This window comes from Colwellia sp. 6M3 (assembly GCF_014077595.1).
In the GTDB taxonomy this organism is placed as follows: Bacteria; Pseudomonadota; Gammaproteobacteria; order Enterobacterales; family Alteromonadaceae; genus Cognaticolwellia.
Map to the genome: position 1 here is coordinate 1 of NZ_JACGWF010000104.1, position 13215 is coordinate 13215.

Genomic DNA, 13215 nt, shown 5'->3' on the forward strand with positions numbered 1-13215 from the left:
GTTGGCGCCTCACTTGAGGTAATGGACCGAGATACCAAAAAAATGCGTGGCGATAAGAAGTTCATTTTCTCTAATATGAAAACACAACAAGGTCTAGCTGAGATAATTGCCTTTATTGAAAAAGAAGGCATGTTGAACGTTTAATGCTGCATAAAAAAACAGCACATAAACACATGAAACATATCTTAATATCAAAAAAATCATGAACAAAAAAATTAACAAAATAAGGATTTAATATGAAAATTTTAACACTATTTATTAGTTATTTAATACTTTTTACCAACCAAGCCTTTGCACATACTGACCACGCTTTAGGGGAAGGCTCTATTCATACTTTTTATCATAGTGTGTTTTGGACTATATTTGCCATTGTCGTTTATAAAGCATATACCTGGTTTAAACATAAGAAATCCAATAAACATTAGATATCAATTATATACCCCCCTTCTCGTCATATTTTTCTATCTAAAAAGGGCTAACATTTATAATGTCAGCCCTTTTTCTTTAAAACGCACTGTTCATATTATGAGGTAATATAAATTGCGTTAACTGCAACGCTTTTACTTCAAATGTTAAATGCTTACCTCATCAAACTGAATATAAAAACAAATCCATTATAGCGAACAACGTTACACTCATTAAATGGCTGATAATAATATTGTTTACGCTTCATAAAGACAAAACCTAACACCTGCATCATCATTTTCAATGCACAAATTCTAACATCTAACAAAAATCCAGCACTTTACACATTACCTTTTTGGCATTACATTTGGTCACATACTTATTTGCCATTTACTTTTTTTGGTAATTAAAATTGGTAATAACCAGTTGTTTTTAATATTGAGGTGAAAAAATTGTCTATCTACAAAACTCCACTATATCTATGTATTTTTATACTATTTCTTGGCTGTAAATCATCTAGTTCAGAAGATAAACCAGAGGTGGTAATCGTAGTTGAACCTCCCGTTGAAACCCCAGTTGAGCTACCAAAGCAAGATATTAGCTGTTTGGGTTTAGCAAAACTTAATTTCGGTAATGCTACAGCCACTAATGAATTAACTGATTATGTTGCTAGCCGCGTTATCGATGGTAGTTTTTTACCAGAGTCTCGCTGGTCATCACTCGAAACTGATCAACATTTAATTTTAACCTTAGCCGATTTTTCATTAGTTAAAGGTATTTCAATCTCGTGGCTTAATAACGATCAGCGAAGCTACAGTTACGACATTGAAGTATCTAAAGACAATGAAACCTGGACTAGTGTTGTAGCTAATCAAATGACCGATTCGTCAACCACCCGCAGTCAGTTCGTTGAAATACCAGAGCACTCATCACAGTATATAAAAATCATTCCAAAAGGCAGTAATATTGATAACACCAATAACATTGTTGAAGTTGAAGCGTTTGGTTGCTTAGCCGATGTAAGCTCTTCCATTGAATTAACTGACTGGTATTTAAGTATTCCTGTTGATGAAGCTACGAATACCAAAGCAGAAAGCATTTATGAATCTCGTTTGAATAATGATTACTTTAACGCTCAGTTTTTCTTTTTAAATACCGATGGTGGCTTAGTTTTTAGAGCGCCAATTGAAGGTGCTAAAACCTCTACCAATACAAAGTATACGCGTACTGAACTTCGAGAAATGCTAAGGCGCGGTAACACCAACATTAACGTTCAAGGGGTTAATAAAAACAACTGGGTATTTTCAAGTGCGCCTGATAATGATCTTGATGCAGCTGGCGGTGTAGATGGTGAGTTAATCGCTGAATTAGCGGTAAATCATGTCACTGAAACAGGCGACAAATCCCAAGTTGGACGCGTAATTATCGGTCAAATACATGCAAATAATGACGAACCTATTCGCGTTTACTACCGAAAACTACCTCAAAATAATAAAGGCTCAATTTATTTAGCCCATGAAATTGAAGGTGGAGATGATATTTATTATGAATTAATTGGTAACCGTTCACAAAGTGCAACCAACCCCGAAAACGGCATAACACTCAATGAACGTTTTGGTTATCAAATCAAAGTAGTAGGTAATTCATTAACCTTAACAATAATAAGAGAAGGTCAAGCCGATGTTTCTCAAACCGTTGACATGACTAATAGCGGCTATGATCAAGGCGGTCAATACATGTACTTTAAAGCCGGTGTATATAATCAAAATAATACCGGAGATGTTAAAGACTATGTGCAGGCAACGTTTTACAAAATTACAAATAGCCACACCGGATACCAAACTGAATAAAAATATTCGATATAAAGCTTTATTTATTTATAACGGAATTTATTTTCTACTTCATAAGTCGCTTTTATTTATCTGGCTGTTTATAAAAGTCGAGATAATTAATCGATAGGATTTTTATTGAAGATAATGAAAATATAAATTGGTAATAACAAGTAACATATAGTAAACGAATATAATTACTTATGAGTTATTTAGCACAAAAAAAATACGCGCTACACCTTCACTATAGCGCGCATAATTTTTGAACTATATAGTTTAAAACACAATAATTGGTTGACAGATTGGTAAGTTATTGTAAGTATCGGTAACAGTAATGCTTATAGATAAAATGTACTTACAAATATTAATTCTATAAACAACGATTAAAAAATATAATAAAATTTGTCGGGGAGTGACTAAAATGAAAACAAAATTGATATTGGCAATGACAAGCGCATTGGCCTTAACAGCTTGTAATGATGATAGCGTAACAGGCTCAACAGGAAATGCTGTTAGCTATGTAGAAATATCAGGAGACCCTACAACGGGAGAAACATTAACATCGACAATTAGCGATGGTAATGGTTTTGATCCGGCTAACGTAACTTACACTTGGGTTGCTGATAACAAAGTGCTTTCAGGTTCCACTTCGGGCACATACCTCCTTACAGATGCTGATGTTGGCTCTATGATTTCACTCATCGTTAACTACACAGATAATGATGGTTATGCTGAAAAAGCTATTTCAGCAGAAACTGATGTTATTGAAATTCCAGCCGTACCAAGTGCCGGTAGCGTAGCTATTTCAGGTGATGCTTATGTAGACTTTGAGCTTACAGCAATTATTACCGACGAAAATGGCTCTGGCGATACGCCAATTGTTTATGTGTGGATGGCAGATGGCGTTGCAATCGCTGATGCAACCAGCGCTTCATATACATTAACTGAAGCAGAGTTAACTAAAACAATTACTGTTTCTGCAACCTATACAGATAATGATGATTTCCCAGAAGATACCCTGTCAGACCCGACAGCACCCGTTATTGTTAAACCAGCAGATGTTGTAACTAGTCAAGTAGCTAAAATTACTGACACCATGGGTGTTGGCATTGGTGACGGCTCTACTGATACCGGTGAACTTAGATTTAAACTTAGCGATGAAAGTATTGACCCGCTAGTCACTGGCAAGTTGAGCTTATCATTTAGAAAAGAAGCTAACGCCGTTAATAATAACCCTAACGACACTGATACCGACTTTAAAGATGCTTATATAGGTATATTTGGTACTAAAATTAGTACCGGTTATGAACTTGTAGAGTTAAGAGTTAAAGAAGGTAATTATGTAATACGTGGCCAAGAAGGTACTGTTGATACTGACGCTACTTTCACAGGTGAAGAATGGGTTGATATTGATATCACTTGGGATGCAACAAATGCTAGTGCTTCAGTAGCACCGTTAATTACCCTTTCAATTAATGGCACTCCTGTTTCAGCAGACCCATTCCCAACTTATGATAGTGGAAAATCAGATGGCAGTTTAGGCACTCACTTTGAAACTATTATGAATGGTGTTCAGCATATGACATTCAGATTAGGTGACAATGACGCGACCGTTGCAACTGCATTTTACCTAGATGACATTAAATTGTATTCTGACGTTGCAGGCACAGCAGAAGTATTTGCAGATGACTTTGAAGGCTTTGCAGTCGATGACTCACTTGATACAGACAACAGTGCATCACCGTATAATAGCTCAACTAATGAAGCTGTGGTTGCAGAAGTGACAAGAGAAGGTGCTGTAGTTGCTGACCCTGCTGATCCGCCAGCCGATCCACCAGTAGATAACTTTCAAGTAGCTAAAATCACAGATACCATGGGCGTAGGTATTGGCGATGGTTCTACTGATACGGGTGAACTTAGATTCAAACTTAGCGATGAAAGTATTTCACCGTTAGATATCGGTAAACTTAGCGTATCATTTAGAAAAGAAGCAAACGCTGTTAATAATAACCCTAACGACACTGATACCGACTTTAAAGATGCCTATATTGGTATATTTGGTAGTAAAGTGAGTACAGGTTATGAACTAGTTGAATTAAGAGTTAAAGAAGGTAATTATGTAATTCGTGGCCAAGAAGGTACGGTTGATACCGATGCAACATTCACAGGTGATGAGTGGGTTGATATCGATATTACATGGGATGCCAGCAACGCAAGTGCTACTGTAGCACCGCTAATTACTTTATCGATTAATGGTACACCTGTTTCAGCAGATGCTTTTCCAACATATGATAGTGGTAAATCAGATGGTACTTTAGGTACCCACTTTGAAACTATCATGGACGGCGTTCAGTACTTAGTTTTTAGAATTGGCGATAATGATGCAACTGTAGCAACTGCATTTTATATCGACGACATTAAGCTATATTCTGATTTAGAAGGTACTACAGAAGTATTTTCAGATCACTTTGAAAGTACAAATTATGCTGTAGGTGGTTCTCTTGATACCGACAACCCTGCTTCACCTTATAACAGCTCTACAAACGAAGCCGTAGTCGCTGATAGATTATAAGTAAATAACAAGTTTAAATAGCAATATTCAAACTTGATGAAATAGCGCTAATTATAGCGCTATTTTTTTGTGAAGATTTATTGGTTAAGTCTATTTTAATAAGTATTATCCCTAAATATAAAAGGTAAACAAAATGCTGTCTCCTATTAAAAGCCTATTGAGCATTACGTTAATTTTAGCTGTAAGCGGGCAAGGTTATCTGCAAGCTGCAGAAATAAAAAACAGTCGAAATGAAACAGTATCACTCGATGCCAATGCTAGACCAGCAGATAACTTTGACTTATCAGACTGGAGCATCAGCTTACCCGTTGATACCAACAAAGATGGTATTGCTGATAATGTGCCAGAAAGTTACCTAGTGAAAGGTTTATCTATAAAGCCATTATTCTATACCGCAGATGACGGCGGAATGGTTTTTACCGCACCAATCCAAGGACCAAAAACCTCTAAAAACACTAAGTATACCCGTAGTGAATTAAGAGAAATGCTTCGAAAAGGCGACCTTAGAGTAAAAACTAAAGGTATAACCGAAAATAACTGGGTGTTTAGTACAGCAAGGCGCAATGTAAGAAAGAAATCTGGCGGAGTTGATGGCACATTAGACGCAACATTAGCCGTTAATCATGTCACCACCACGGGTGATGACAAGCAAGTGGGTCGTGTAATTATAGGCCAAATTCATGCAACAAAAGATGAACCTGTTCGACTTTATTACCGCAAGTTACCCAATAACGACAAAGGCGTAATTTACATGGCTCACGAGCCGTTAAAAGGTAACGGCAAAGAACAGTGGTATAACCTTATTGGTTCTCGTGCCAGCAATGCAGATAACCCTGAAGACGGCATTGCCCTTAACGAAGTGTTTAGTTATCGAATCAATGTGGTTGGTGACAAATTAACCGTTACCATTATTCGCCAAGGAAAAGCCGACATCGTACAAGAAGTAGATATGAGTATCAGCGGCTATGATAAAAGCGATCAATATATGTACTTCAAAGCTGGGGTTTATAATCAAAATAACTCAGGTGAACCAAACGACTATGTTCAAGCAACCTTCTACCAGTTAGAAAATAGTCATAACTAGTCAGTCGTATAATATTAGCTGTATACATAAAAAAACACGTTTAGTTATCAACTAATACGTGTTTTTTTTTGGTATCGCTATTCATTTCAGTTTACTTCGGTTATTACCTTTAAATTGAATTGCTATATTCAGTGATGTTATTCGTCATTTTACTCGTAAGAATACTCAAAACTATACAAATCAACTTAACGTTTTAAGTATTGATTAAAATCAACATCGCTGCAGCCTAATACCACTTTAACTCGATTAGACGCACCCAATTTTTTCAAAATTGAGGAAACGTGTGACTTAACCGTAGTTTCAGAAATATGTAAATTAAAGCCAATTTGTTTATTAGCTTCACCTTTCGTTAAATGTTTTAACACAATTAATTCACGGCGAGTTAATAAGGAGATATTTTCGGGGGCAACTTGAAATTCTTTTTTAGTATTAGAGTCGTTGACTTGTGAGCGCATGATATCTGACGGTAAATATACATTACCTTGAAAAACACTTTCTATCGCTTCGCCAATAACATCTTTTGAGGACGACTTAGAAATAAAACCGACAGCACCATAAGAAATAGTTTGTAATATTTTCTGCTTTTCTTGCTCTGCCGATACGATAACAACCGGAGTTGTCGGACATTCGTTACGAATATCTAACAAACCGTTAAGGCTCGACATACCTGGCATATTCAAGTCTAAAAGTATTAAATCAATATCATCATTTTCTTTAACAAATGCTAAAGTAGATTCAACGTCCTCGGTTTCATAGGTGGTTGAACCCGGAAATTTTATACCTATAATATTAACGATTGCATCTCTAAAAAGCGGATGATCATCTGCAACCAAAATTTTATACATAAAGGAAACTACCGTAAAATGAATGAGCTAGCTAACCATAGCAGGTTATTAGAAACTATTTAACCCTCCTAAAGTTGGAGAAAGCTCATCTTTTAGGTTGCACCACATTAAAATAATAAATACCAGCCGGATTTTAGAACTGGTATCTATCTTTGTAAGCCTTTTAAATGAGCCTAATCTTATGCATATTCGTTGATTAGAAAGTGATCACTGAACCAATGGCGAAGGTATCGTTATCTTCACCTATTAACGAATTAGAGACATCGGCTTCGGTATTGTTATATTCAAAAACAAGCGTTAAGCCTGGGCGCAATGTTCTAAAGTAGGCAACACCGGTATTAGTATGTGTTGCATCTAACACACTGCCAGTATTTTTTACTTCAGATTCACCGTAAGTTACTACAAAGCGATTTGCTTCCATCGTGTAAGACGCTTGCATTAAGTAACCGTCAGATTCAATGGCATCGTTACCAACAATATTATCTAGTCCGGCAACATATCCTAAACCTTCTGAGCTAAAGCCTGAGGCTGTAATTGATAAACCGCCAAACTTAATATTAGCACCATAACCTATACCTGACTGATCTTGTTCTGCACCGCCAGCTTCACTCGACTGCGTAACACCACTTACCCATGCTTTTAGTGTTGTATCATCAATACTGGTTGTGTACATCAGTTCAGCTTCAAAGCGAGGTAAGTCTTCTGAAGAATCAGCACCAGTTTTATTAGGATCCATAATACCAACCGCTAATTTAAAGCCATTCATATCTGGCGAACGATAGGTAATTTGTGACTTTGGTGCAGGATAAGTATAACCGGTACTGATATTACCAAACGAAACATTACCACCATCAACCAAGCCAAAAAAATCTGACGTTTGGCCATAACCTAACAATAATTCATCACCTAAAATATTAGCTCTGTTGAAAAGGCCAAAATCTTTACCTAATAAAACTTCACCCCAATCACCGCTCACTGTGCCGTAGAACTGTCTTACGTCAATCAAAGATCCGGTACCTAAGTCGGCAGGTGATGCATCGCGGCTTTGGTCAGAGTCATTAATAGAAACCCAAAACGAAGAGCGCATACCAATTTTTATATCAGACAATTGGTTAGAAAAATTAAAACCAATATTATTAGGCAAGAAACCCATGCGAACACGAGACTGGTCGCGGTCACTCACGTTACCGCTAGCATCTGTAGCTTCAACCGAGCTGTTTACATAGAATACATTTACTAACCCGTCAGCACTAAATGACATACCGTCATTTTCATAAATTTCAACAGCGGCGCTGCTGTTAAATGCGGTCATAGATAATGCGGCGGTGATCAAGCTTACTTTAAATAGTTTAGTCATTTCATGCTTCCGGTTTTTTATTATAAATGTGTAGTTATAATAAAAAAATCCCCAGTAAATAAAATGAGTCAACTTAACCAAATAAACTGCCCTTTAGTCGTAAGCGAAAGGTGTAATGCTTTAGGATGATCAAGGAGGATAAAATTTTATCTAATGCCTTTAGTTAGCTATGTTATAGCTGGCTAAAAACCATGGCAGGATGTAATAAACAGGTTTAACATTATTAATATTAGCCAGCAAAATTGATTACACTAGCTGCTGTTTTTATTTAACTTTTTTAACCTTTACCCTTATTGATGTAGCGAATGGCAAACCGCACTAACAACCAAGTAGAAAGCAAAATAATCGGTACCGCAAACCCTTTTACCATCACTTTATTAACCGAAAATCCTGACAGCTTCATTGCATTTAATACATAATCTAGCAAGCCCATTAAATAGTAAGCCATTGCAGCAATCGAAACCCCTTCAACCATTTGCTGCAGACGCAATTGTACTACACCACGTTGATTGATAGCCGAAAGTAGTTGTTGATTTTGTTGCTCAATGGTTAGGTCAACTCGAGTTCTCAATAAGCTACTTGCGCGAGCAATACGCCGAGTTAGGTCCTCTAATCGAACAGACAGTGCCTGACACGTGCGAATACCTGGGCTTAGCCTGCGGGTAACAAATTCATTGATTCGTTCAGTACCAGCGATATCAGTCTCTTTTAACTGCTTTAATCGAGAACACACTAATTCATAGTAGGCATTGGTGGCACTAAAACGGTAGCTAATATCAGCAATAAGTTGTTCAGTTTTACCTGCTAGCTCTGAAAGTTTGTCGAGCATTTCGCCATCATTAACTTTATCGCTATCCGCCATTTGCTGATTGATGGCCACTAAATCGTTTTCCATTTTCGCCACTTTATGCGATAACGAACGAGCAATAGGTAAACTGAGCAACGCCATCATTTGGTAAGTTTCAATTTCTAACATTCGTTGTATCAAGCGCCCTGCTTGGTAACTATTGAGCAACTTACTTTGAATAAGAATGCGGCTAAAGCCATCACTGTGTAACTTGAATGAAGTATAAACATTGGCGCGATCCCCTGCGACATTACTACCGAGTACTTGGTGCCCTTCAAAGGCATGATAAAGCGCTTGCTCCGAAATTTCTGCTTCGTGCATCACTAAATTTACCGCGCTTACAAGCTCACCTATAATATTATCAAACCACTCTTGAGGTAAAAACTCAGTTGCATAACCATCAAAAAGCGACTTACCCAGCCCTTTGCGAATAAAGCTATAGCTTGAAAACTCCAGATGACGTTCCCAACGAAGCTCAAAACCACCAAAATCTTGATAATAACAACTTGCCTCACATGTTGGAGGATTAACATTGTAGCGTTGACATAAGGTGTATATTTGCTGATATTCTAAATCACGCTCCTGCTCGGTTATTCGCACAGCCAGATGGGTAATTGACGTGGGCACATTTACTTGAGGAGATGGTCTATTATGAAGCTCTTGCGATATTTGCTGTCGCAATGGTGAAACCACAATATTGGCTCGCTCATAATTAACGGCGTTAGCGTTTGCTGTTAATAAGTTTGGGTGCACTGATTTTCTCCAAAAAATTTAAACAATTCGTTCAACCAGCAAACTATAAGCGTTTTGGTGCATGACAATATGCCACGTATAAATCATGAAACAGTACGGCCAAACTAGAACCGTACTGTTGAGACTATCAATATCCATTTGCTAAAATTGATGGCTAAAACTTATAATTAAAATGAGTAGTTAAAATCAGTAGCTAAAACTGATAATTAATACTGACACTCACAGAGCGCGGTCTAGATGGACCAACAAAGTATTCATCAAACTCTGCATCTGGATAAATTTCCTCTAACACCTCATCTGCCTCACCGTAGGTGCCAAAAGTGTCAAATTGACGATCAAAAAGATTATCGACTTTAGCTGACAAACGCAGTTGTTGAGTGATCTGGTAATTAAAATAAATATTAGTCACCGCATAAGATGAAATTTTTTTATTCTCATTCGCTTCATCGCCACGATAATATGATGAAGACGCATACAACATCTCAGTGCCAATATTTAGCGCATCATTAAACTGCCAATTTGCATGAAACTTGAATTGATGTTGCGGTTGGCCGGGAATATTGTCACCCACATTAACTTGTCTATTTGCACCTAGAGGATTTACCGGGCTAAAAGAGACAAAAGGCGATTCAAAAGTAGCATTTAAATAGTTATAACTCGCCCCAAAATCAACTGAGTTAACTTGGGTAGAAGCTGATAATTCAATACCTTGGCGTTGGGTTTTATCAAGGTTTATAAAATAACCTTGGTTTGATTTATTACCCGCTTGTTGAAATATAATATCTTGATAGCTCATGGTTGAAAATACAGTCGCTAAAGCAGAGAAATTATCGTTTTTAAAGTGTAAAGCAGCTTCGATTGTTTTCGCCACAACTTGCTCAAGCGGCGGATCGGCAACAAACGCATTAGGCAATTTACAAGGATCTTCTTCATCTGCACAACTCAGTTCGGCAGGACTAGGGGCGCGTGATGATTCGCTGTAACTTAGCTTAACGCTATATTCAGGTGTTAAAAGATAGTTAACTGAAATAGCCGGGTTAAAGCGGTTAAAGTAGTGCTCGCCATTCAGTGAACCAGGCCCGGTTTCAATCTGATCTTGCATACTTATGTGAGTACGATTATATCGACCAGCAAGGTTAACGGTTAAATCTTCCCCAATCGCTAAAGTATTTAAGAAGTAAAAGTAATGCTGTATATTGCTAACTTCTAACTGAACACGCGACTCCATATCGTATAAACCAATGCCTGTTACCGAGCGATCATCAGAAATTGTATCGTTATGCAGCACCGCGAACTCGGTGTCACTTCTAAAGCTGATATCCGCTTTATCAATGCCTAGTCCGAAAATAAATTCGTTATCTAATGCGGCATGATCATCCGTTGCGTCAAAATGGCTTAAGCCTACCCATTGCAAGGCTGCACCGTAACTTTCGTTATCAGTAAAACCGGTATTATAAGTACCATCAACATCGTCTGCATCAATATCACGTAGCTCACTTAACCAAGTGTCTTCATCAAAGCCAACAAAATGAACACGTTCTAACTCATCATTTTCATCTTCTTCACACAAACTATATAGTGCGCCAGATTCACATTCTTCATAATCGCTGTCGTCACCATTAATACTGTTAATTTTGTTCTTACGATAATAAACATTACCTTGCCACGACATTTGCTGGTTAATAACACTGTCAGACTTAAGACTAAATTGCTGAAACCTTGTATGAGTTTTATCAGGTTGGGTGTAAATGGCACTTCTGCCCGCTAATTCGGCTAATATTTCAGGCACAGCGCCATTGCCTAGCAATTGGTTATTATTAGCAGAGTAAGTAAAATCAACAGTACGGTCTTCATCTGCATAACTTAATGTTGCTAAAAATTGCTTTAATTCACTTTCTGAGTAATCTCGCCAACCATCTTCTTGGTATTGGTTAGCAACAATATAATAAGCCCAGTTTCCCTGATTACCACCAGACTGCACGGTAAATTGCTGCTGTCCAAAGCTACCAAAACGTGCTTCAAGCTCATGCTTTGTATAACTAAAACCATTTTTAGTGGTCAGTGCCAACGCACCACCTAAGGTATTTTGCCCAAACGCAGGGTTTGAACCAGAAAATAACGCTACTTTATCAAGCGCTGCAAGCGGAATTAAATCCCAGTTTACCGTATCGCCAAAGGGTTCATTGAATCGTACCCCGTTAAGATAAACAGAAATTCCTTGAGGTAAACCTAATAAAGGCGAAGCGGTAAAGCCACGGTATTGCACATCAGGCTGAAAGGGATTGTTTTGTATGTCGTTAATATGCAGACTTGTTAGCTTATTTTTCATGTGCTCAGCTAACGAAATAGCTTGAGATTGTGCTAGAGATTCAGCATTAATTGTTTGAACACTACCAAAGGTACTTTCTTCAGCAAGGTCATTAGTGGAAAGTGGTGTTTGTCCATATATACTAATATTTTCAACACCGTTCATATCGTCCCCGAAAGCAGGGAGTGAAGCACAAATAAATAAAAAAGCTAACGTCCGTTTCATAACAACTCTCAAAATAAAATGAAGAGCGTTTAATGTAACCTGATGGCTAAATTAATCAATATCACCTATAAAAAAATAGAAACGCAAATGCAAAATAAAAAACTTAAAATCAATAACTTAACAAAGTTAAATCTAAGCTCCATCCTGCTAAAGTATGACTAATTTACTCCCCTGTGTTTATACGTATATCGTGATGAAAAATGACAACTTATCCATATTATTAGAATTTAGTACGCCTAAATTCTAATTTCACTTATCTGAATGGTCGGTTGTACATTGGTAAAGTTAGCCAGGTCAGCCAGTATAGCATCGGCATTAGGACCAAAAGCTTCTTGAAACTCCTCTACTGAATTAAAGGTCAAATGACCCATAGCAATAAATGCGGGTAGTTCACCAGGTGCACCACCAGCCAATCCATAATCGACAGCACTCACTTTTAAAGCATCGCCTAGCAACTCAATTACCAAAGGAATATGTGTATTACAGTAGTATTCGATATCGAATTTTACACTTGGAGAGTTTGGGTACATTACACTAACTTTTATCATTATTTGGATCCTTAATATTTAGCTTTAAATCAGTTTTTTAATATTATCTAGTCACAATAATAGGTTAGAAATTGCATATTAATTTGTCTAGAGCCATTAAACTTTGTTTTATTTTCGCTTGACTGGAATATGGTTTTTAATTTCCATATAAACGTTTTTATACCTTCGACATTGACAGGATATGAGTATGACCTAGTGAAAAATATGCCTCCTTAGTATGATTTATAAGATACTTAAGAACTTGTTTTAAAGCATAAAGGCTATTATGGATAATTACATCAGAGGTAAGTGGCGTTATTAAACCAGTAAATTTTTAATATTGTGATAAAAATTTTAATATCTTAAGCGGAGTTATTAGTGCAGTTTCCGTAAAGAAGTATGAAAAATTCATATATGACAATACATTGAAGCTTGCTTCCATGGAGAAAGTAACTATTTAGAT

9 protein-coding genes and 1 pseudogene are annotated in these 13215 nt (G+C 37.1%); 5 read left to right on the top strand and 5 right to left on the bottom strand.

Annotated elements, in window-relative coordinates:
- From H4J50_RS19720 to H4J50_RS16565, 5 genes and pseudogenes are all read left to right on the top strand, one after another.
- Positions 1-144: pseudogene (locus H4J50_RS19720) on the top strand (urease accessory protein UreG); the annotation flags it as partial.
- Between the two features lie 92 nt (positions 145-236).
- Entirely contained in the window at positions 237-425 is a 189-nt protein-coding gene (locus H4J50_RS16550) for a hypothetical protein (RefSeq protein WP_182257401.1), read from the top strand.
- A gap of 432 nt (positions 426-857) precedes the next feature.
- Positions 858-2255, top strand: coding sequence for a polysaccharide lyase family 7 protein (locus H4J50_RS16555; protein WP_182257402.1), 1398 nt, complete (start codon positions 858-860; stop codon positions 2253-2255).
- A gap of 400 nt (positions 2256-2655) precedes the next feature.
- Complete coding sequence (locus H4J50_RS16560) at positions 2656-4806, top strand: hypothetical protein (RefSeq protein ID WP_108455604.1); 2151 nt, start codon at positions 2656-2658, stop codon at positions 4804-4806.
- Positions 4807-4939: 133 nt separating this feature from the next.
- Complete coding sequence (locus H4J50_RS16565; protein WP_182257403.1) at positions 4940-5890, top strand: polysaccharide lyase family 7 protein; 951 nt, start codon at positions 4940-4942, stop codon at positions 5888-5890.
- A 185-nt stretch (positions 5891-6075) separates the two neighbouring features.
- On the opposite strand, the gene H4J50_RS16570 is transcribed toward H4J50_RS16565, so the two are convergent.
- The 5 genes from H4J50_RS16570 to H4J50_RS16590 all read right to left on the bottom strand — a co-directional run bounded on the left by H4J50_RS16570 (position 6076) and on the right by H4J50_RS16590 (position 12773).
- A complete protein-coding gene (locus H4J50_RS16570; protein WP_108455601.1) occupies positions 6076-6735 on the bottom strand; it encodes a response regulator transcription factor in 660 nt (219 codons plus the stop codon).
- 196 nt (positions 6736-6931) lie between these two features.
- Positions 6932-8092 carry a porin gene (locus tag H4J50_RS16575; protein ID WP_108455600.1) on the bottom strand — a complete coding sequence of 387 codons (1161 nt, stop codon included), beginning with the start codon at positions 8090-8092 and terminating at the stop codon, positions 6932-6934.
- A gap of 277 nt (positions 8093-8369) precedes the next feature.
- Positions 8370-9692: a DUF3422 family protein gene (locus H4J50_RS16580; protein WP_182257404.1), complete on the bottom strand. Its 1323-nt coding sequence runs from the start codon at positions 9690-9692 to the stop codon at positions 8370-8372.
- A 193-nt stretch (positions 9693-9885) separates the two neighbouring features.
- Positions 9886-12225 carry a TonB-dependent receptor gene (locus H4J50_RS16585; protein WP_182257405.1) on the bottom strand — a complete coding sequence of 780 codons (2340 nt, stop codon included), beginning with the start codon at positions 12223-12225 and terminating at the stop codon, positions 9886-9888.
- 236 nt (positions 12226-12461) lie between these two features.
- Positions 12462-12773 carry an EthD family reductase gene (locus H4J50_RS16590; RefSeq protein WP_108455597.1) on the bottom strand — a complete coding sequence of 104 codons (312 nt, stop codon included), beginning with the start codon at positions 12771-12773 and terminating at the stop codon, positions 12462-12464.
- Between the last annotated feature and the right edge of the window lie 442 nt (positions 12774-13215).

What these genes read in the sequence shown, in the direction of transcription:
- H4J50_RS16550 (WP_182257401.1), top strand. Translation starts at nt 237, where the DNA reads ATGAAAATTTTAACACTATTTATTAGTTATTTAATACTTTTTACCAAC.
- H4J50_RS16560 (WP_108455604.1), top strand. Translation starts at nt 2,656, where the DNA reads ATGAAAACAAAATTGATATTGGCAATGACAAGCGCATTGGCCTTAACA.
- H4J50_RS16565 (WP_182257403.1), top strand. Translation starts at nt 4,940, where the DNA reads ATGCTGTCTCCTATTAAAAGCCTATTGAGCATTACGTTAATTTTAGCT.
- H4J50_RS16570 (WP_108455601.1), bottom strand. Translation starts at nt 6,735, where the DNA reads ATGTATAAAATTTTGGTTGCAGATGATCATCCGCTTTTTAGAGATGCA.
- H4J50_RS16575 (WP_108455600.1), bottom strand. Translation starts at nt 8,092, where the DNA reads ATGACTAAACTATTTAAAGTAAGCTTGATCACCGCCGCATTATCTATG.
- H4J50_RS16585 (WP_182257405.1), bottom strand. Translation starts at nt 12,225, where the DNA reads ATGAAACGGACGTTAGCTTTTTTATTTATTTGTGCTTCACTCCCTGCT.
- H4J50_RS16590 (WP_108455597.1), bottom strand. Translation starts at nt 12,773, where the DNA reads ATGATAAAAGTTAGTGTAATGTACCCAAACTCTCCAAGTGTAAAATTC.